The organism is Pedobacter sp. KBW01 (genome assembly GCF_003852395.1).
Taxonomy (GTDB): Bacteria; Bacteroidota; Bacteroidia; order Sphingobacteriales; family Sphingobacteriaceae; genus Pedobacter.
In genome coordinates, this window is sequence record NZ_QAJQ01000027.1 from 168,030 (window position 1) to 189,059 (window position 21,030).

Genomic DNA, 21,030 nt, shown 5'->3' on the forward strand with positions numbered 1-21,030 from the left:
ATGAAACAGATTATACAGTCTTTTAAAACAGGCGAAACACTATTGGAAGAAATTCCTGCTCCACAGGTAAGAAAAGGCAGCGTTCTTATACAAACTACACGTTCTCTAGTTTCCCTTGGTACAGAGAGAATGCTGGTTGAATTTGGTAAATCTAATTTATTATCGAAGGCCAGACAACAACCTGACAAAGTAAAACAGGTGTTAGACAAAATAAAAACAGAAGGCTTGGTGCCAACACTAGAGGCTGTTTTTAATAAACTTGGAGAACCATTACCACTTGGTTATTGCAATGTTGGTAAAGTAATTGCGGTGGGCGAAGGAGTAACAGAATTTAATGTAGGTGATCGAGTAGCATCAAATGGTCAGCACGCCGAGTTTGTTTCCATTCCTAAAAACCTGGTTGCACATATTCCAGATAACGTTACAGATGAGGAAGCTACATTTACCGTAATTGGTTCTATCGGTTTACAGGGGATTAGACTGTTAAATCCCACATTAGGCGAAACCGTTGTTGTTGTAGGAATGGGTTTAATCGGTTTAATTACCGCACAATTACTTATTGCCAATGGCTGTAAAGTAATTGGGGTAGATATCGACGACGAAAAACTGAATCTGAGCAAAAAATGGGGAGTAGTTCCTTTTAATCCTAAAACTGGCGATCCTGTTAAGTTTGTAGAATCGCAAACACAAGGAATTGGATGCGATGGCGTAATTATCACGGCTTCTGCAAAAACAGATGAAATTGTATCCCAAGCAGCTCGGATGAGTAGAAAAAGAGGTAAAATTATTTTGGTTGGTGTAATTGGACTTAATCTCAGCAGAGCTGAATTTTATGAAAAGGAATTAAGCTTCCAAGTATCTTGTTCTTATGGCCCGGGAAGATACGACGAAAACTACGAACAACGTGGGCAAGATTATCCTTTATCCTTCGTAAGGTGGACAGAAAAAAGAAACTTTGAAGCTGTTTTACAAGCTATTTCTTCACAAAAACTTTTAGTAAAAGAAATGGTTACCGAAGTGGTTGAGTTAGATAACTTTTCTACCATATATGGAGAAATAGGCAGTAGAAGATCAATCGCTTCAATTCTTAAGTATAACGAAACTCCAATTGCCAATCCTTACACTACAGTACAAATTAAAGATGCAAGTTTTGCAGGCTCTAAAGGAACGATTGGCGTTATCGGCTCAGGTAATTTCACGAAAATGACAATGTTGCCGGCGCTAAAAAATACAGGTGCCGGATATAAATTTATTGCAAGTGCTGGAGGCGTAAGCGGAACAGCTTTGGCAAAAAAATATGGCTTTAGTCACTCAACAACAGATTACAAAGAAATCTTAAATGATACCGATGTAGATTTGGTATTGATTACTACCCGACATGATAAACATGCTGAGATAACGCTGGAAACGTTACAGGCAAATAAACACGTTTTTGTAGAAAAACCTTTAGCGTTAAACGCAGATCAACTTTCGCAAATTGTAGCTGCTTACAATCGAGATCGTACGAATCCAGTTACGCTTACTGTGGGTTTTAACAGAAGATTTTCGCCACATGCGGTAAAAGTAAAAAGTGTGTTGGGCAATGCGCCAATGAATATCATTGCAACAATGAATGCTGGTTTTATCCCCGATAGCGTTTGGGTGCATGATATGAATGTGGGTGGCGGAAGAATTATTGGTGAAGCTTGTCACTTTATAGATTTGATTACCTATTTCACCGGAAGCAAAGTTAAATCTGTTTGTATGAATGCTATGGGGATTAATCCAAAAGAAAATACCGACAATGCTTCAATCTTGTTGAAATATGAAAACGGATCAACCGGAGTAATCAATTATTTCGCCAATGGATCTAAAGCTTATGCGAAGGAGAGAATTGAGGTTTACAGTCAAGAAAGAACCGCTATTATTGACAATTTCAGGTTAACAACCGCTTATGGCTTTAAAGGCTTTTCTAAATTAAAAACAAGCTTGGATAAAGGGCACAGCGATCAATTCAAATTGTTAATTGATCGTGTAAAAACGGGAGGAAAATCACTTATTCCTTTTGATGAAATATTAAATACAACAAAAGCCTCTTTTGCAGCAATTAGCAGTTTAAAAGAAGGAAAATGGATAGATATTGATTAAGAAAAGATGTTAGTAACTATTATAGCAGGTGCCCGACCTAATTTTATGAAAATTGCACCTATTGTGCATGCCATTCAGGCTGAAAACGCTAAGGGAAAAAATATTGATTTCAGATTGATACACACAGGACAGCATTTTGATAAAAAAATGTCTGGCGATTTTTTTGAGCAGTTGGGAATTCCAGAACCACATGCCAATTTGGAAGCTGGCGGCGGAACCCAAGCTGAGCAAACTGCAGCAATTATGGTGCGGTTTGAGCAAGAACTGTTGGCTAACCCAACAGATTTGGTATTGGTGGTTGGCGATGTAACTTCAACAATGGCTTGTGCAATTACTGCTCAGAAGCTTAAAACGCCTGTTGTACACGTTGAAGCTGGTATTCGTTCAAATGATTGGACAATGCCAGAAGAAATCAACCGTTTGGTAACCGATAGTATTACTAACTACTTTTTCACTACATCGGCATTTGCCAATAAAAACCTAAAGGAAACTGGAATTGCAGACGATAGGATCTTTTTTGTTGGAAATACAATGATCGATACTTTGTTGAAAAACAGAAATAGATTTACCGCACCTCCAATTTGGAACGAAGCAAATTTAACTGAAAAGGGATATTTGGTTTTAACCCTTCATCGCCCTGCGAATGTAGACCAAGAGCAGAATTTAAAATTGTTGATGAACGAAATTATCGCGAACAGCAATGGCGTTCCCATTATTTTTCCTGTTCATCCGCGTACAGCTAAAAATCTACAGGGTTTAGGCATTTATGCTCCAAATTTGCATTTTATCGAGCCATTGAGCTACTTAGAATTTAACTATTTGGTTGAACGTGCCAAATTGGTTGTAACTGATTCGGGTGGCATTACAGAAGAAACAACTGTGATGGGCGTACCTTGCGTTACGTTAAGAGATAATACTGAACGACCAGAAACCATAACCGTAGGTACAAACGAATTGATCGGAACAGATCCTAAAGCAATTGCTCCTGCATTTGGTAAACTTTTTAAAGGCGAGTGGAAAAAAGGTGGCATACCCGAATTGTGGGACGGAAATACAGCGGTTAGAATTGTTGCACATTTATTAGAAATTGGAATCAAAGGATAATTGCCGGTAAGGATGATAGCTAAACTTAAGAAAGTTGTTCAATTGATTAATAATATGGGCTGGAGATATATCATCTTTAGAGCAGGTTTTGAACTGAAAAAACGAACAGGACTTCTTAAAAGTAAATTTCCAACAAACCCAACTCCTAAAACTTATTACTCGTTACAAAGCTGGAAAGAAAACCAAGCGAAGTTTTTCTTTGAAAGCAAAGAGACATTGGCCATTGATTTACCATTGTCTGAGAAACTAAAAGCTGATTATAACAAACTCGACCAGTATATCTACCCATTTTTTTCTGGATTGGATTTTGATTTGGGAAAAGATTATGATTGGATTACGAACCCTTCAACAGAGCATAAGTATAATTCAAAACTTCATTGGCTAGATATCAACGATTACGACCCTAAAGTTGGCGATATTAAATTTGTGTGGGAGCCTTCACGCTTTTCGCATCTTTATACCATCATTCGATATGATCAACGGGCAGGAATAGATTGCTCAGCTAGAGTATTTTCTGAAATTGAAAGCTGGATGGATGCAAATCCAATCAACCAAGGACCCAATTATAAATGTAGCCAGGAAATTTCGCTGCGTGTAATGAACTGGACTTTTGCTCTTTATTATTACCAGAATTCAGAAAACCTCACTAACGAACTGTTCGAGCGCATACAACATTATATTTATTGGCAGGTTGAACATGTATACCAAAATATTAATTTTTCAAGAATTGCAGTTAGAAATAATCATGCCATTACCGAAACCTTGTTATTGTACCTGTCAGGATTGCTGTTTCCAAAATTTCCTACTGCTGCGAAATGGAAAACCAATGGTAAAAAATGGTTTGAGCAAGAAATTGCCTATCAAATTTATGAAGACGGTACGTTTTTGCAGTTTTCTATGAATTATCATCGTGTTGTTGTGCAATTATTAACTTGGGCAATCACGATTTCAAAGAATAATGGCGAACAATTTGCTCCTGTTGTTTACAAGCGAGCGGAATCAAGTTTCTACTTCCTGATTAATGCTATCGATATCAAATCTGGCTGGTTGCCAAATTATGGTGCGAACGACGGAGCTTTATTTTTTAAATTGAGCGATCATCATTACAGAGATTATCGACCACAATTAGAGGCCTTGTGCAACGCGCTTTCCTTAAATTGGCCTTTAGATAAATGTGAAGACAGGTTATGGTACGGTATTAAGGATACACGTAATGTAGACTACGTTGATATTAAGATGGGCGTTAATGCCTTCAAAAATGGAGGTTATTTTAGCTATAGATTAGAAGATAGTTTTGCATTTATCAGATGCGGAAATCATAAAGATCGACCCTCTCAGGCAGATAACTTGCATTTCGACCTCTGGCATAATGGTATAAATCTTTTGCATGATGGAGGGAGTTATAAATACAACGCAAGTTCGGATGTTCTAAAATACTTTATGGGATCTGCCTCTCATAACACAGTGATGCTAGAAGATTATGATCAAATGGATAAAGGGGCTAGATTTATTTGGTATAATTGGACCCAAAGTGAAAGTACTTCAATATCTGAAGCAAATGATCAATTTTTTTTCGAAGGCGTGATTAAGGCTTTTTTGCATTTAGGTGAAAATATTAAACATAAAAGAACAATAATTTTCCATAAAAATTTGAAAAAGTGGGAAATTGAAGATGTGATCATCAATAAACCAGCTGGATTGAAGATGAAACAATTGTGGCATACCAGTTATCCTGAATTATTGCATATTGAAGCACATGATGATCAGTATAAAAATCTTGTTCAGCAAAAGGAAATCGGTTACAATTCTATATTTTATGGACAGAAAGAAGAATGCTCCCAACTTACTTTTACCACTTCGGGTAATGTTATAAAAACTATAATATCAATAAATTAGGATAAATGAGAATATTATTACTCCACCAGTATTTTTTAGAAGAGGATGATCCAGGTGGGTCAAGATGGAATGAAATTACAAAAAGCTGGTCGGCTGAGGAACATGAAATTACTGTAATTGCTGGCATGGTGCATCCAAACGGAAGTGAGAAAAGGCCAGAATATAAAGGATCTTATTTTAAGAAAAATAGACAGGGAGATGTAGATGTTTGGCGAGCACATGTTTCAGAAAAATATAACGCAGGATTTATTGGCCGTTTGTGGGGATATTTTTCTTTTGTATTTTCGAGCCTTTGGGTGGGGCTTTTTAAAATAAGTGGGAAATATGATGTTGTAGTTGTAACCTCTCCGCCACTTTTTATAGGTATTTCGGGTTATTTAATATCTCGAATTAAAAGAGTGCCAATGGTTTTTGAGATCAGAGATCTTTGGCCTGAATCTGCTATTGATACTGGAGTTGTAACGAATAAACTTATAATAAAACTAGCTTACGCCTTAGAGGCTTTCATTTATCGAAAGGCGAAGTTAATAAATGTCCTTACCCCTGCTTTCAGAAAAGTTTTGATCGAGCATAAGCATGTCCCTGCTGACAAAATTATATTTATTCCAAATGCTGCAGACTTTAGTTTGTCTGATCATTTAATTAATAATTTTGATGTTAAAAATTTTAGGGTAGAAAGAGGTTGGACGGATAAATTTGTGATTACCTATGTTGGTGCACACGGTGTTGCTAATCATTTGGATCAAATTTTAGAAGCTGCTGATCTGTTAAGGGATACAAATATACAATTTGTATTGATCGGTCAAGGCATGCAAAAGAAGCAATTGATTTCGCTTTCGGAACAAATGAATCTATCGAATGTAACGTTTCTTGATCCTGTTCCAAAGGCAGATGTATTTAAATATATTTTTGCCTCTGATATGGGAGCGTCAGTTTTAAAAAGAGTAGATACATTTAAAACCGTTTACTCTAATAAAACATTTGATTACATGGCTTGCAAAAAACCAATTTTTATGGCTATAGATGGTGTTTCAAGAGAGTTGGTTGAAGAGGCAAATGCAGGTATATTTGTTGAGCCTGAACGCCCTAGAGATTTTGCTGATAAGGTCCTTTATTATCAGAAGAATCAGGAGTTGATAGCGAGACAAGGTGAGGCAGGCTATCAATTTGCTAAAAATAATTTTGATAGAAAAGTTTTAGCTAATAAGTACCTTGTTTACTTAAAAGGAATAAAAAATGTATAAGGCCCTCTTCAAACCGTTAATCGATCTTAGTTTGGCGTTAGTAGGTTTTATTATTTTATCGCCAATTTTTTTAATAGTTTGCTTTCTGCTTTTTATTGCAAATGATGGAAAGCCCTTCTTCTTTCAAAGCCGCCCTGGGAAAAATGGTAGACTTTTTAAGATTATTAAGTTTAAAACAATGAATGATAAACGGGGGAATGACGGAGAACTTTTGGCCGATCATTTACGTTTAACAAAAATTGGCCTATTTGTAAGAAAAACTTCATTAGATGAAATACCTCAACTTTTGAATGTGATCGTTGGGGATATGAGTATTGTTGGCCCTCGACCACTATTACCAGAATATTTACCACTTTATAGTGAGATACAAAATACAAGGCACAATGTGAAACCTGGTATTACCGGATGGGCACAAGTAAATGGTAGGAATGCAATAAGCTGGGGGCAAAAATTTAGCTTAGATGTATGGTATGTAGATCATTTGAATTTTTCATTAGATTTGAAAATTATTTGCTTAACACTTAAAAAGGTAATTGTAAAAGAGGGTATATCTTCAGACACCTCATTAACAATGGAAAAATTTGAGGGAAACTAGATGAATATTATCGGAGCAAGTGGTCACGCAAAAATTATTATTGACATTCTGGAAGAACTCAAAATTTCAATTGAAGCTGTTTGGGACGATGATGTAAATAGAAAGGCAATATTGGGTTATCCTATAAATGGAAAGATTTTTGATTTTAAGAATTATAGCAATAATGATTGCTTAATCGCAATAGGGAATAATGTTGTGAGGAAAAAAATTGCTGATATTTTTTTTGGCACACCTTTCGCTACGATATGCCATCCAAAGGCAAATATTTCTAAATATGTTACCATTGGTAATGGTACCATTATAAACTCAGGAGCGACTATAAATGCAGATGTTGGTATTGGAGTTCATGTTATAGTAAATACTAATGCTTCAATTGATCATGATTGTGTTATAGGGGATTATGTGCACATATCACCTAATGTAGCTCTGGCAGGAAATGTAACTGTTATGGAAGGAGCTCAAATAGGAATTGGCGCAAGTATTATTCAAGGGATAAAAATTGGGAAGTGGGCAACTATCGGCGCTGGTAGTGTAATAATTAGGGATGTTCCAGATTATGGCGTAATTGTTGGAGTTCCCGGTAAACTGATAAAGTATAATAATAATAATGAAGAATAGAATATGGTTGTCTTCTCCTCATATGGGAGGCACAGAACAAAAATATGTTAATGAAGCATTTGAGACTAATTGGATAGCGCCATTAGGGCCAAATGTTGATGGATTTGAAGGTGACCTTTGTCATTATACTGGATCAAAATATGCCGCAGCTTTGAGTTCTGGTACGGGAGCTATTCACTTAGCCTTAGTAATGCTTGGCGTAGAGCCTGGTGATGAAGTAATTTGTCAGTCAATGACATTTGCTGCAAGCGCCAATCCAATTGCCTATGTAGGAGCTACTCCTATTTTTGTTGATAGTGAAAGGGATACCTGGAACATGTGCCCTGATTTACTGAGAGAATGTATTGTTGATCGCTTGGCAAAAGGTAAAAAGCCAAAGGCCATCATTCCGGTCCATTTGTATGGTATGCCTGCAAAAATGATTGAAATAATGGAAATAGCCAATGAATTTGAAATACCAGTTATTGAAGATGCAGCAGAAGCACTTGGGTCTAATATAGAAGGTAAAAAAATGGGGACCTTTGGCCTTTTTGGCATTTTATCATTTAACGGAAATAAAATTATTACAACTTCTGGTGGTGGTGCGTTAATTTCGGATTCGGAAGAATATATCAATGAAGCACGGTTTTTAGCTACTCAGGCAAGAGACAAGGCTCATCACTATGAACATAGTAAAATTGGATACAATTATAGGATGAGTAATATATGTGCGGGCATAGGTCGGGGACAAATGGAAGTTTTGAATGACCGGGTTGAAAAAAGGCGATCGAATTTTGAATATTATAGAAAATCGCTAGCAGGTAATGAAAATATATCTTTTTTAGAAGAGCCTAAAGAGTTTTATTCGAATAGGTGGTTGAGTACAATCTACGTAGATAGGAGTGATAGTAACTTCAGTAAAAAAGACATTTACACCTCACTGTTGTTGGAAAATATAGAAAGCAGACCATTATGGAAACCCATGCATTTGCAACCTGTTTTTAAAGATGCCCCCTATTATGGTAATGGTGTTTCCGAAGATTTATTTAAAAATGGATTATGCCTGCCATCGGGATCAAATCTTGAAGACACCGACTTATTTAAGGTTATTGAGGTAATTAAAAGTATAAATTATTAGCATTACATATAAGTCGGGCATGTTATTTGATAGATAAGAATGGATTTAGCAAATTATCCATACCTTTACTAAAATTTAGCCTATTGTATTTTGTTTACACAAATTAATATTGTTCCCCGCTGGGTCATTTTCTTATTGGATTTGACCATATGCACCTGTTCTTTAATATTTGCTTACTCGCTTAAGCATAATTTAGATTTAACAGCGATCGAATTACCCGAGTTGGCCAGAAATCTTCTGATCATTGGTGCCATAAATATTGCGGTTTTTTTTCATGTTAAGACTTTTACGGGCATTATTCGGTATACCAGTGCCCAGGATTCATTCAGGATTCTGTTATCGGTTATTATTGGTAATGGGACTTTCTTTGTTTTAAATTTAATTTCGATTACTTTTTTTCAATATCCTTTAGTTTCTTTTACTATTCTAATCACAAATGGTTTAGCCAGCTTTTTACTATTGATGACTTATCGTGTGCTGATTAAATACTTTTTCATCTACGTGAAAAACCTTAATTTGGATAAGAAGAAAGTAATTATTTATGGTGCTGGTGAAGCTGGCTTGGCTACGAAGCGAACGTTCGATCATGACGGCAGTGTAAATAAAAATATAGTCGCCTTTGTTGATGATGACCAACGTAAAGTGGGTAAAACTATAGATGGGGTGAAGATTTTAGACGCTGCGAACCTGGCCTATCTGATTGGCGAGCATGAGCTGGATGAAATTATCTTTGCTTCTTACACTATCCCAGATGATAAGAAAGATGCGATTGTAGATTTATGTTTAGAGAACGATATTAAAGTTTTAAATATTCCTCCACTTGATGTCTGGACCAACGGTCAGTTAAAACCTGCACAGATCCAGAAATTAAATATCGAAGATTTATTGAACCGCAAGTCGATCAAAATTGATATTGAGGGGATTGGCGAAATGCTTAATACAAAGCGCATTTTAATTACTGGGGCGGCCGGATCTATCGGTAGTGAAATTGTGCGGCAACTATCTAAATTCGATGTGGGCTTGATTATTCTTTGCGATCAATCTGAAACTGCGTTACACGAGTTGTATCTTGAATTAGAAGAAAACAATAAGAATAAGAATTTTCATGCTTTTGTAGGAGATGTTAGAGATGAGCAGCGCATGGATAAATTGTTTGATACTTATAAGCCACATTATGTTTATCATGCTGCTGCTTATAAACATGTGCCTTTGATGGAGGACAACCCGGCAGAGGCAATTAAGGCTAATGTTTTGGGCACGAAAACTATTGCCGATAAAGCGGTTAAACATGGTGTTCAGAAATTTGTAATGATTTCGACAGATAAGGCTGTAAACCCTACAAATATTATGGGTGCATCAAAAAGGATCGCAGAAATTTATGTTCAATCTTTAAATAATTCGTTAAGTACAGAAGGTTTTATTTTTAGCAATGGGTTGCAATATATAAACGAACTAAATGTTAAACCCATAACCAAATTTATCACCACTAGGTTTGGAAATGTGTTGGGCTCAAATGGATCTGTAATTCCAAGATTCAGGCAACAGATTGAAAAAGGAGGGCCGCTTACGGTTACCCACCCTGAAATTACCCGTTACTTTATGACCATACCAGAGGCGTGCCGTTTGGTATTGGAAGCCGGCTGTATGGGCAAGGGTGGAGAGATTTTCGTTTTCGATATGGGCAAGTCTGTTAAAATTGTGGAACTGGCCAAAAAAATGATCAGATTAGCTGGCTTAGAACCCAATGTGGATGTTAAGATCGAATATTCAGGTTTGCGACCAGGAGAAAAGCTGTATGAAGAACTCCTTAACGATAACGAGAACACGATGCCAACGCACCATGAAAAAATTATGATTGGAAAAGTGAGGGAATATGTATTTGCTGATGTGGAAAAACAGATTTACGAACTGGTTGCATCTGCTAAATCTGGTAATGACCGACAGGTAGTAATTAATATGAAAAAGCTTGTCCCGGAATTCAAAAGTAAAAATTCGGTATTTGAAGAATTAGATCAAATTATTAACGATTAGAAAATGACGAAAAAAATCCTTTTTGTGGCCTGTATGGCCATTTTTGCTTTAAATACGAAAGCACAAAATCCTACTCCAAATAATATTATTCCCTACGATTTTCAGTTTTATCAAAAATTAAATTCTTCTGTTTACGACCGGCAATCAAAATTTCATTCGGCTATTAAAGGATTTTATGCTGACGATATTGCTTTGCAAAAGCAATACGATTCGCTAATGAATGCTGGTGCCGATAGTTTGAACAAAAGAAGCTGGGTGTATCGTAAATTATTTCAAGAGCATCTTTTACAATTTAAGAATGAAGATTATAACATTTATGCCGACTTTTTGCCTGATTTTCAAATTGGCCGCGATGTTGCCGGTGATCGGACAACCTGGTTAAACACTAGGGGCTTTCAGGTTGGTGGTAATGTTGGTAAGCAATTTTCTTTCTATTTAAACGGTTTCGAAAATCAAGGAAAATTTGCTAATTATGTAAATAATTTTATTGTAGCCAACCAAGTTGTGCCGGGGCAAGGTTATGGTAAATTAGGAGCAGACAAACAAGACTGGTCTTACGTAACGGCACTTTTATCTTATGCGCCGAATAAACATTTGAATTTTGCTTTAGGCTACGACAAGAACTTTATAGGTGATGGATACCGTTCGATGTTATTATCGGATGTATCATCTAATTATTCTTTTTTCAGAGTACGTGCAACTTTAGGTAGCGTACAATATCAAACTATATTTGCCTATATGTTGGACCCGGGGGCAGAAAAGCTTACTACAGATAGAAGATTAGGAGATAGAGGAAAGTGGATGGCTGCGCATTATGTGGACTGGAATGCTACAAAACGTTTTTCAGTAGGTTTTTTTCAGGCAATAACCTGGGCAGATGCTGAGGTAGAGGGAAAACGCGGATTTGATTTCAACTATATCCACCCGTTTATGTTCTTGCGTCCTGTTGAAAGCACCAATACTACCTCTCCTGATAAAATGCGGCTTGGTATTAACTTAAAGTATGAGATATTAGATAAAACAGCCTTATATGGACAGTTTATGTTTGATGAATTTACTGCTAAGGAATTTTTTAAAGGAAACGGGTATTGGGCCAATAAATTTGCCGTTCAGTTCGGTGTACGCGGATCGGATTTATTCAAAGTACAAGGTTTAAATTACCTTGCCGAATTTAATACTGCAAGGCCATATACTTATGCGCATTTCGATAGGATATCGAATTATGCTAATTATAATCAATCATTAGCGCACCCTCGCGGCGCAAACTTCAGGGAGTTTTTAGGAATTTTAAATTATAGCTACAAAAGATTTGACTTACAGGGGCAAGCATTGTATTCGCGGTATGGTTTAGATCCTGCTGGTATGAATTATGGTGGAGACATATTTAAAGGTTACAATACCAGATCTGTGCAGTATGGTAGCCATGTTGGACAAGGCATTGGTACCGATTTGTATTATGTAAAGGGGCAGGTAGCTTATTTGCTAAATCCGAAATATAATTTAAGGATAGAAGTTGCCGGTACTTATAGGAGAGAAAGCAACGAATTGGGTTTAAATAAAACTGGTTTGTTAACCATTGGTTTGAGAAGTTCGTTTAGAAATATTTATCACGATTTTTAACCGTGATAAATATTTCGATGAAGTGTTAATTTGATTAGGCCATAGCTAATCTTTTATTTACCTCTAAATTGGTTAACCATGTAACCAACAAAATTGAAAATAAGTTTACTAAATACAATCGTTTTTCTAATAGCAGTCATAATTTAGTTCATTTTATTCGCAAACAAAACCTTGTTTGCGATGTTAAACATATGAAAGATAAAATTGTTTTAAAATTGAAGTGGATTTATCAGGTTTTAAAGTCGATTGCTATTATAGGTGTATAGAAAAAGGTTTGATACCTGCTAAATAAAAAGAAAGCGCTGATTTTTTAAATCAGCGCTTTCTTTTTTAACTATTCAACTGTTACCGATTTAGCCAAATTTCTTGGTTGGTCTACATTACAGCCCCTCATTACCGCAATGTGGTAAGAAAGTAGCTGAAGTGGTATGGTCGCTAATAGTGGTAAGAAAGCTTCGTTGGCATCAGGGATCTCGATACAGTAGTCGGCCATTTTCTTCACTTCAGTATCGCCTTCTGTTACTATTGCAATTACTTTACCTTTACGGGCTTTTACTTCCTGAATGTTGCTGATTACCTTTTCGTAAGATGAATTTTGGGTAGCAATAAATACCACCGGCATTTCTTCGTCAATAAGGGCAATTGGGCCGTGTTTCATTTCGGCCGCGGGATAGCCCTCTGCGTGGATATAGGAAATTTCCTTTAGTTTTAGTGCGCCTTCCAGTGCCACAGGGAAACCACTGCCACGGCCCAGGAATAAGCAGTTTGTTGAATCTTTAATTTTTTCGGCGACTTCTTTGATTAACTCATTCGATTCCAATGCAATCTGAATTTTTTCAGGAATGTGGTCTAGTTCGGTTAATAGCTCAATTAATTTGGAAGTAGTAATTGAGCCTTTTTGCTGTGCCATGTAAAAGGCCATTAAAGTTAGGACAGTTACCTGTGCGGTAAACGCTTTTGTAGAAGCTACACCAATCTCGGGGCCGGCATGTGTATAAACACCAGCATGTGTTAAGCGTGGGATAGATGCGCCAGCTACATTACAGATACCAAAAATGGTTGCTCCACGCTCTTTGGCCATTTCGATAGCGGCCATGGTATCAGCAGTTTCGCCTGATTGTGAGATCGCAATTACCACATCTTTTTCAGTAATAATTGGGTTGCGGTACCTGAACTCTGATGCATACTCTACCTCAACCGGGATACGGGCATATTCTTCAATCAGGTATTCCCCTACCAAACCGGCATGCCATGACGTACCGCAAGCTACAATGATGATCCGATCTATATTTTTTAACTTCTCTGCGAATTCTTTGATTCCGCCCAACTGAACTTTACCTTCTTCGGGGTAGATACGCCCGCGCATACAATCTTTTATCGATCTTGGCTGTTCGTATATTTCTTTTAGCATGAAGTGATCGAAGCCACCTTTCTCCAGCATCTCCAGTTTCAGTTCCAGTTCCTGAATTAATGGGGTTTGCACTACATTATCGAGCTGCTTAATTAAAAGATCATTTTTAGTAATTAATGCAATTTCGCCATCTTTCAGGTAGATTACATTTTTGGTATATTCGATAATGGGCGTAGCATCTGATGCGATAAAATATTCGCCTGCGCCAACGCCAATAACCATCGGGCTTCCTTTACGTGCAGCAATTAAGCGATCGGGATTTTCCCTATCCATAATTACGATGGCATAGGCACCACTCACTTCCTGGAGTGCCAAACGTACAGCTTCCATCAGGTCTATTTGCTCAATCTTCTGGATTTCTTCAATCAGATGGATGAGTACCTCTGTATCGGTATCGCTTTTAAACTCATGGCCACGCTCCAATAATTCTTCTTTTAGGGTGGCGTAGTTTTCGATAATACCGTTGTGTATGATAGAAAGTTTATTGTTGTTTGAGGTATGAGGATGCGAATTCCGGTCAGACGGCACACCATGTGTTGCCCAGCGAGTATGGCCTATTCCGATAGTGCCAGATTTATCCTGTGCTGCTGCAAATTCTTCCAAAACAGCCACTTTACCAGCCTTTTTGTAAATATGCTGCCCATTATCATTCATTAATGCAATGCCAGCGCTATCATAACCGCGATACTCTAATCTTTTAAGACCTTTTAATACAATTGGCCAGGCTTCTCTAAAGCCTATGTAGCCTACTATTCCACACATAATAAATTTAGATTTTAATTAGGCTGCTAATATAATAAATCAAACGTTTGTTTAGTATTGTTTCGTTAATTATGGTAGCGTAATTGTTACGCGCTTCACATGCGTTTACAATATTAGTGAAGCTGATCATACGAGTTAAGTACTTCAATTATCCTCTAAAGCTTTATTTTCTATATAGAAGAAACTATGAGCATAAAAAAATCCCGTTGCATTTTTTGCAATGGGATTTATAATAATATTGAAGTATTTTGCTCTTAACCAGCCATACTATCGGTTGTTCTTTTTACAGCCACTTTTCTTACTGCTTGTACAATTGCATTTTTATCGTAGCCACATTCGGCCCAAAGTTCGGGCTGTTCGCCATGTTCAACAAACTGATCGGGAATACCTAAGCGGATTACGTTGGCATGGTAACCATGATCGGCCATAAATTCTAAAACAGCAGAACCTACACCGCCCTGAAGCGAACCATCTTCTACCGTAATTACATGTTTATATTTAGCAAATACCTCATGCAGCATCTGTTCATCTAAAGGTTTAACAAAACGTAAATCGTAGTGTGCAGGGTAAAATCCTTCGGTATTCAGTTCAGCACGAGCCTCAACTGCGAAGTTGCCCACATGACCAATGGTAAGGAGTGCAACGTCTTCTCCATCACATATTTTACGGCCTTTGCCAATCTCCAATGCTTTAAACGGTCTTTTCCAATCGGGCATTACGCCATTACCGCGTGGGTAGCGAATTACGAAAGGACCGATGTTTTCTTGTTGCGCCGTAAACATCAGATTGCGCAATTCTTCTTCGTTCATAGGCGAAGAAACCACCAGGTTTGGAATACAACGCATATAGGCAATATCGTAAGCGCCATGGTGAGTTGCGCCATCAGCACCCGCTAAACCTGCCCTATCCAGGCAAAAAACAACATTCAGTTTTTGGATGGCGACATCGTGAATTACCTGATCGTACGCCCTTTGCATAAAGCTGGAATAGATGTTACAAAAAGGAACCAACCCTTGTGCTGCTAAACCTGCCGAGAAAGTTACGGCATGCTGTTCGGCTATGCCCACATCAAAGGCGCGCTTTGGCATGGCTTTCATCATGATGTTTAATGATGAGCCTGAAGGCATGGCAGGCGTAATTCCCACAATTTTATCGTTTGCCTCGGCCAGTTCGACCATGGTATGCCCAAAAACATCCTGGTATTTGGGCGGCTGTGGTTTATCTGGAGTACTTTTTTTAATTTCTCCGGTAATCTTATCGAAAAGGCCTGGTGCGTGCCATTTGGTTTGGTCTTTTTCGGCCAATGCAAAACCTTTACCTTTTACTGTAACACAGTGTAACAATTTCGGGCCCGGAATTGCAGAAAGGTCTTTTATAACCTGTGCCAAACGTTTCACATCATGACCATCTACCGGACCAAAATACCTGAAATTTAAAGCTTCGAATAAATTACTCTGTTTAAGCAGGGTACCTTTAATGCTTTTCTCTATTTTCTTTACATACTTGTGTGCATTAGGGCCAAGTTTAGAAAGCCCGGCAAGCACATGTGAAATATCATCGCGAAAGCGGTTGTATGATTTTGAAATGGTGATGCTGGTTAGATACTCTTTCAGTGCACCAACATTCGGGTCGATAGACATACAGTTATCATTTAAGATAACCAATACATTGCTGTTTTCGATCCCCGCATGGTTTAAGCCTTCAAAAGCTAAACCCGCTGTCATTGCGCCATCGCCAATTACAGCAACATGCTGCCTATCGGTTTCGCCTTTTAATTGCGAGGCAACAGCCATACCCAAAGCTGCAGATATAGAGGTAGATGAGTGGCCCACACCAAAGGTATCGTACTCACTTTCAGAAATTTTTGGGAAACCACTAATACCACCGTATACACGGTTGGTGTGGAATAAATCTCTGCGGCCGGTAAGTATTTTATGGCCGTAAGCCTGGTGACCTACGTCCCAAACCAATTTATCATATGGTGTATTTAGTGCGTAATGTAGTGCTACTGTGAGTTCGACAACACCTAAACTGGCACCAAAATGGCCACCATTCACACTCACTACATCGATAATGTATTGTCGTAATTCCTGACTTATTTGTTCTAAGTCAGACTCGTTATATTGCTTTAAATCAGCGGGATAGTTGATTTTTGAAAGCAGGGGGCCAGCTTTTACTTGCATTCGGAATTTATGGTAAAAAACAAGATACAAAGTAAGGTAAATTTGTTTTAATATAGAAGAGAAAAATAACGGTTTATTATTGATGATTAAGCGGTTAGTGCCTAGGTGATTAGCGCTGGTGGGTAAAGGTTTAGCATTTGGCCTTTGATGAAGAGCAGCTAGTACTAAGTGTAGAGCTTTTTGAATTGGGGTTAGACTGTTAGGACCTAAAAATTTTCGTTATGTTTGCCCCTACGCATGCAGGCAGAGAATTTTGAAATAAAACTTCCGGTTTTCGAAGGCCCCTTCGATTTGTTGTTGTTCTTTATTGAACGCGATGAACTCAATATTCAGGATGTGGAGATTGCCAAGATTACTAACGATTTCCTGGCCTATATCCATCAGTTATTGGCGCTAAATGTAGAGGTAGCCAGTGAGTTTATTCTTGTTGCAGCAACTTTAATGCGCATTAAATCGAAAATGCTTTTGCCCAGGATTGAGATTGATGAGGCCGGAAACGAAATTAATGCTGAACAAGACCTGATCGCCCGACTTATAGCTTACAAACAGTTTAAATCGGCTGCCGAAGAAATGAAAGTTTTGGAAGATGGCCGGATGAAACAAGACCAACGGGGCAACATTGCTTTCGACTTAGGCCTGGCGGCTGCATCATCAACTCATCAGGACGAACTCCTCTCACTCGATTTATATAAACTTTTAACTGTTTATCATCGAACCATGCAGAAGTATGAACTGCGGAGCGAAGAGGTTAAACATACCGTAGTTCAATATCCTTATACTATTGAACAGCAAAAACATTTTATCGCCAATCTGTTAGATATCAATAAGCAGATAGATTTTGCCCTGGTGCTTAAAAATTCAGAAAATAAGGTGCATTTCGTGTACAATTTCCTGGCTATTTTAGAAATGTTGCAACAACAAATCGTAGAGATAACCATTGGAAGCGGCTTTAACAACTTTAATGTGAAAGCATTATCGTAATACCGCTTAAATTAGCTTTGAATTTCTTACTTTTGCAAAAAAAATACAAACCTAATATAACGATGACACGCGACAACCAAATTTTTGAACTTATTGATAAGGAGTTAAACCGCCAGGAGCATGGTTTAGAGCTTATTGCATCAGAAAACTTTGTAAGCAAGCAGGTAATGGAAGCTGCTGGTTCGGTATTAACCAATAAATATGCTGAAGGTTTACCAGGGAAACGTTACTATGGTGGTTGCCAGGTAGTAGATGTAGTAGAGCAAATTGCTATCGATAGGGCAAAACAATTATTTGGTGCAGCATGGGTTAACGTTCAGCCACACTCTGGTGCGCAGGCCAATGCGGCGGTTATGCTTGCTATTCTTCAGCCAGGCGATAAAATATTAGGTTTTGATCTTTCTCACGGGGGGCACTTAACTCACGGTTCGCCGGTAAACTTTTCTGGTAAATTATATCAGCCATTATTTTATGGTGTTGAAAAAGAAACCGGATTAATCGATTATAAAAAATTAGAAGAAGTTGCTTTAGCAGAAAAACCAAAATTAATTATCTGCGGTGCATCTGCTTACTCGCGCGAGTGGGATTATGCTTTTATCCGTTCGGTAGCCGATAAAATCGGTGCTTTGGTTTTAGCTGATATTTCTCACCCTGCTGGTTTAATTGCCAAAGGTTTGTTGGCTAACCCACTTCCACATTGCCATATTGTAACTACTACTACCCACAAAACTTTACGTGGCCCACGTGGTGGTATGATTATGATGGGACAGGATTTCGAAAACCCATGGGGATTAAAAACACCTAAAGGCGAAATCCGTATGATGAGCAACTTATTGGATATGGCTGTTTTCCCAGGTACGCAAGGTGGTCCGTTAGAGCACATTATTGCTGCTAAAGCAATCGCTTTTGGTGAGGCTTTGAGTGAGGAGTATGGAACTTATATAAAACAAGTTGCTGCCAATGCACAAGCTATGGCCAAAGCATTTGTGGCTAAAGGATACGGAATTATTTCAGGCGGTACTGATAACCACTTAATGTTAATCGATCTTCGCAATAAAAACATTACCGGTAAAGTTGCTGAAAATGCTTTAGAAAGAGCTGAAATTACGGTAAACAAAAACATGGTGCCATTTGATGATAAATCGCCATTTGTAACCTCAGGTATCCGCGTAGGTACTGCGGCAATCACTACAAGAGGTTTAAAAGAAGCTGAAATGGAGAAAATTGTTGATTTAATTGATCAGGTATTAACAAACCCTGACGATGAAGCCAATATTAATGCTGTAAAAGCTGAGGTAATTAGCCTGGTTAGCGCATTTCCATTGTATAAATAATATAGCGCTTCAAAGCGTTTTTCTAAAAAGAGCCTTGCATAATGTGCAAGGCTCTTTCTTTTTATAGGCAGTGTAGGACTAAATTGTTAAGGGCTTTTTTGTTTTAATGCAAGTAAACTTGAATCTTATTCAAACATAAAAAGCAGTAAAAAGTAAAGGGCCGATATTCTTATGTGAAATATCGACCCTTACCATCTAAATTAACGCTCTCGAATATATAAACGAGAATTTATGCCAAATTGTTTTCTGCGAGGTGAAAAAAAAGTAATTATTTTTCGTAACAGCCTAAGGTTGAGGGGAAAAATCTTGAATTTTCTTTAAGGTCTTTATTCAGATAACTACTGAAGTAGGGATCTGCGTTTAAATCTTTACCCTTTTTTATAGTGGGGCTATTGGCTTGCATTTCAAAATTCTCTAATGCCTTATCAACAAAAAGTGGATCCGTGTTTAAAATGTTGCCGTTATTGTTGTAGCTGATGTTGGTGGTTCTGATTAAATTGTTCCATAAATTAAGCTGTACAACTGCCGAAGTTTTTCTTTGGATATCGAGCTCGTTAGTTAAACTGCCCCAGATGATATTATTGGCTAAATCTAACTGAAGTTTATTATAAGCATTAGTGGATAAATAATCGGAAAAGCTTAAAGCTGCTGTCTTTCGTGGAAAATTGAGGTTATAGCCTGCAAAAGTATTGTGTTTGAGGTTATAATTTCCGCCACCTACGGCATAAATAAGGTAATTGCCGCAATTATATAGGAGGTTGTTAAATGCCAAAAGCTCCGAATGGTAACCTATATATGCTGCAACCTGCATGTTTTTAATAATACTGCTGCTTAAAATCAATTTTGGGTTCGAGTTTAGGGATAAGGAATCGGAGGTGATACCTACCGATGCATTTTTGATAATAGCATGTTTGATTAGGCCATTTCCATTTCTTTTGATAAAAATTCCTTTCCATTGTCCGGGTTCGTCATGATATAATTTTTCCAGCCTATCGCTGCAAAACATTACTGGCTCGTTAACCGTTCCGTTAACAGTGAGTGTGCCTTCTACGTTTAGGTTGGCATCTTTATGAAAATAAATTTTGGTACCGGGTTGGATGGTAAGCGAATTACCGTTTTTAACGGTGAGCGAACCATTAATAATATAAGGCAATGCTTTTGCCCAAATCGTATTGGTGCCAATAACCGCGTTGTTTATAAATATGGCATTCTGGCCGTAAGCCAAAAGCTGTACCACCTGCCTGTTTCCATTGGTGTTTAAAATAATCGAATCCTGCACTAAAAACGCCAGGTTCTGGACATTGGGATTAATGGTAACCTTTACAAAAAGGTTAATCGAATCCTGGCCATTTAAAATCAGGTCATTTTTATTTAACAGGTTTTCCCCATTAATATTAATGCTGAAAGCAGAAGTATTACCTCCCGCTAGTTTTATTTCAGATATTTTAACCGCGTCATTATTTTTATTGGCAATTTTTATTCTTTTCGTTACCGATCCTACCGAAGTAAAAATGGTATCAAATAAAATTTCGAGATTAGAAATGTTTAGTTTGGCGTTTGGATCAGTGGTTATATGTTCTCCTTTGCGGCAGGCCGATACCATGAAAATAACCAATAACGCCAGGCCAATATTAAAACGCATAAATCAAACTTATAAAAATGTTTGAGGAGTTACAACAAGGCTCAAAAATAATAGTTGCCTTTATTAGCCAAAAGCTACAGTAGTAGTCTTTTCCATAGCAGAATTTAAAAGCTCGTTTGCCGTGGCTCATGTTTTTCTGTTAATTACTATGTCCTTTCCAAATGAAATGAGTTTATTCAAAATCTGTTTAGAAATTCTGAGAGTTCATTTTATACATAATAAAATGTGACCGTCATAACCAGTACCCATGTTTTTAGATCCTCTTGGTGTAATTTTATCTCAACTATAAAATAATGATTATACTTCTTGACGCCTGATCTGCATAGCTATTCCACTACTTATAATATTATTTCCTGCTGTAAACC

Annotated in this window: 14 protein-coding genes; 11 read left to right on the forward strand and 3 right to left on the reverse strand. The window is 37.6% G+C overall.

Features of this window, described 5'->3' with window-relative positions:
* From DBR40_RS22985 to DBR40_RS23025, 9 genes are all read left to right on the forward strand, one after another.
* Positions 1 to 2,127: a bi-domain-containing oxidoreductase gene (locus DBR40_RS22985; RefSeq protein WP_124562078.1), complete on the forward strand. Its 2,127-nt coding sequence runs from the start codon at positions 1 to 3 to the stop codon at positions 2,125 to 2,127.
* Positions 2,128 to 2,133: 6 nt separating this feature from the next.
* Positions 2,134 to 3,231 (forward strand): non-hydrolyzing UDP-N-acetylglucosamine 2-epimerase, encoded by a 1,098-nt coding sequence (gene wecB, locus DBR40_RS22990; protein WP_124562079.1) that lies wholly within the window; start codon positions 2,134 to 2,136, stop codon positions 3,229 to 3,231.
* A 12-nt stretch (positions 3,232 to 3,243) separates the two neighbouring features.
* Complete coding sequence (locus tag DBR40_RS22995) at positions 3,244 to 5,127, forward strand: alginate lyase family protein (RefSeq protein WP_124562080.1); 1,884 nt, start codon at positions 3,244 to 3,246, stop codon at positions 5,125 to 5,127.
* Positions 5,128 to 5,132: 5 nt separating this feature from the next.
* The gene (locus tag DBR40_RS23000; RefSeq protein WP_124562081.1) at positions 5,133 to 6,371 is read left to right on the forward strand and encodes a glycosyltransferase family 4 protein; all 1,239 of its coding nucleotides are present in this window, start codon (positions 5,133 to 5,135) and stop codon (positions 6,369 to 6,371) included.
* On the forward strand, positions 6,364 to 6,966 hold the full coding sequence (locus DBR40_RS23005; RefSeq protein ID WP_124562082.1) for a sugar transferase: 603 nt from the start codon (positions 6,364 to 6,366) through the stop codon (positions 6,964 to 6,966). Before DBR40_RS23000 ends, DBR40_RS23005 begins: the two co-directional genes overlap by 8 nt.
* Positions 6,967 to 7,584: an acetyltransferase gene (locus tag DBR40_RS23010; RefSeq protein WP_124562083.1), complete on the forward strand. Its 618-nt coding sequence runs from the start codon at positions 6,967 to 6,969 to the stop codon at positions 7,582 to 7,584.
* On the forward strand, positions 7,574 to 8,701 hold the full coding sequence (locus tag DBR40_RS23015; RefSeq protein WP_124562084.1) for a DegT/DnrJ/EryC1/StrS family aminotransferase: 1,128 nt from the start codon (positions 7,574 to 7,576) through the stop codon (positions 8,699 to 8,701). Before DBR40_RS23010 ends, DBR40_RS23015 begins: the two co-directional genes overlap by 11 nt.
* Positions 8,702 to 8,791: 90 nt before the next feature.
* Positions 8,792 to 10,732, forward strand: coding sequence for a polysaccharide biosynthesis protein (locus tag DBR40_RS23020; RefSeq protein ID WP_124562085.1), 1,941 nt, complete (start codon positions 8,792 to 8,794; stop codon positions 10,730 to 10,732).
* Positions 10,733 to 10,735: 3 nt separating this feature from the next.
* A complete protein-coding gene (locus DBR40_RS23025) occupies positions 10,736 to 12,352 on the forward strand; it encodes a gliding motility protein RemB (RefSeq protein ID WP_124562086.1) in 1,617 nt (538 codons plus the stop codon).
* A gap of 334 nt (positions 12,353 to 12,686) precedes the next feature.
* Here DBR40_RS23025 and glmS read toward each other — a convergent pair whose 3' ends face one another.
* Together glmS and dxs are read right to left on the reverse strand one after the other, a co-directional pair.
* Positions 12,687 to 14,525, reverse strand: a complete 1,839-nt coding sequence (gene glmS / locus DBR40_RS23030) for a glutamine--fructose-6-phosphate transaminase (isomerizing) (RefSeq protein ID WP_124562087.1) — start codon at positions 14,523 to 14,525, stop codon at positions 12,687 to 12,689.
* 254 nt (positions 14,526 to 14,779) lie between these two features.
* Positions 14,780 to 16,708 (reverse strand): 1-deoxy-D-xylulose-5-phosphate synthase, encoded by a 1,929-nt coding sequence (gene dxs / locus DBR40_RS23035; protein ID WP_124562088.1) that lies wholly within the window; start codon positions 16,706 to 16,708, stop codon positions 14,780 to 14,782.
* Positions 16,709 to 16,945: 237 nt separating this feature from the next.
* Here dxs and DBR40_RS23040 point away from each other — a divergent pair, with 237 nt between their 5' ends.
* Together DBR40_RS23040 and glyA are read left to right on the forward strand one after the other, a co-directional pair.
* Positions 16,946 to 17,689, forward strand: a complete 744-nt coding sequence (locus tag DBR40_RS23040) for a segregation and condensation protein A (RefSeq protein WP_039475817.1) — start codon at positions 16,946 to 16,948, stop codon at positions 17,687 to 17,689.
* Positions 17,690 to 17,751: 62 nt separating this feature from the next.
* Positions 17,752 to 19,023, forward strand: a complete 1,272-nt coding sequence (gene glyA, locus DBR40_RS23045) for a serine hydroxymethyltransferase (RefSeq protein ID WP_124562089.1) — start codon at positions 17,752 to 17,754, stop codon at positions 19,021 to 19,023.
* A gap of 268 nt (positions 19,024 to 19,291) precedes the next feature.
* Here the strand turns inward: glyA and DBR40_RS23050 are convergent, their stop codons facing one another.
* Positions 19,292 to 20,665 carry a hypothetical protein gene (locus DBR40_RS23050; protein WP_124562090.1) on the reverse strand — a complete coding sequence of 458 codons (1,374 nt, stop codon included), beginning with the start codon at positions 20,663 to 20,665 and terminating at the stop codon, positions 19,292 to 19,294.
* Between the last annotated feature and the right edge of the window lie 365 nt (positions 20,666 to 21,030).

Coding starts and splice junctions, on each gene's coding strand:
- DBR40_RS22985 (WP_124562078.1), top strand. CDS start 1: ATGAAACAGATTATACAGTCTTTTAAAACAGGCGAAACACTATTGGAA.
- wecB (WP_124562079.1), top strand. CDS start 2,134: ATGTTAGTAACTATTATAGCAGGTGCCCGACCTAATTTTATGAAAATT.
- DBR40_RS22995 (WP_124562080.1), top strand. CDS start 3,244: ATGATAGCTAAACTTAAGAAAGTTGTTCAATTGATTAATAATATGGGC.
- DBR40_RS23000 (WP_124562081.1), top strand. CDS start 5,133: ATGAGAATATTATTACTCCACCAGTATTTTTTAGAAGAGGATGATCCA.
- DBR40_RS23005 (WP_124562082.1), top strand. CDS start 6,364: ATGTATAAGGCCCTCTTCAAACCGTTAATCGATCTTAGTTTGGCGTTA.
- DBR40_RS23010 (WP_124562083.1), top strand. CDS start 6,967: ATGAATATTATCGGAGCAAGTGGTCACGCAAAAATTATTATTGACATT.
- DBR40_RS23015 (WP_124562084.1), top strand. CDS start 7,574: ATGAAGAATAGAATATGGTTGTCTTCTCCTCATATGGGAGGCACAGAA.
- DBR40_RS23025 (WP_124562086.1), top strand. CDS start 10,736: ATGACGAAAAAAATCCTTTTTGTGGCCTGTATGGCCATTTTTGCTTTA.
- glmS (WP_124562087.1), bottom strand. CDS start 14,525: ATGTGTGGAATAGTAGGCTACATAGGCTTTAGAGAAGCCTGGCCAATT.
- dxs (WP_124562088.1), bottom strand. CDS start 16,708: ATGCAAGTAAAAGCTGGCCCCCTGCTTTCAAAAATCAACTATCCCGCT.
- DBR40_RS23040 (WP_039475817.1), top strand. CDS start 16,946: ATGCAGGCAGAGAATTTTGAAATAAAACTTCCGGTTTTCGAAGGCCCC.
- glyA (WP_124562089.1), top strand. CDS start 17,752: ATGACACGCGACAACCAAATTTTTGAACTTATTGATAAGGAGTTAAAC.
- DBR40_RS23050 (WP_124562090.1), bottom strand. CDS start 20,665: ATGCGTTTTAATATTGGCCTGGCGTTATTGGTTATTTTCATGGTATCG.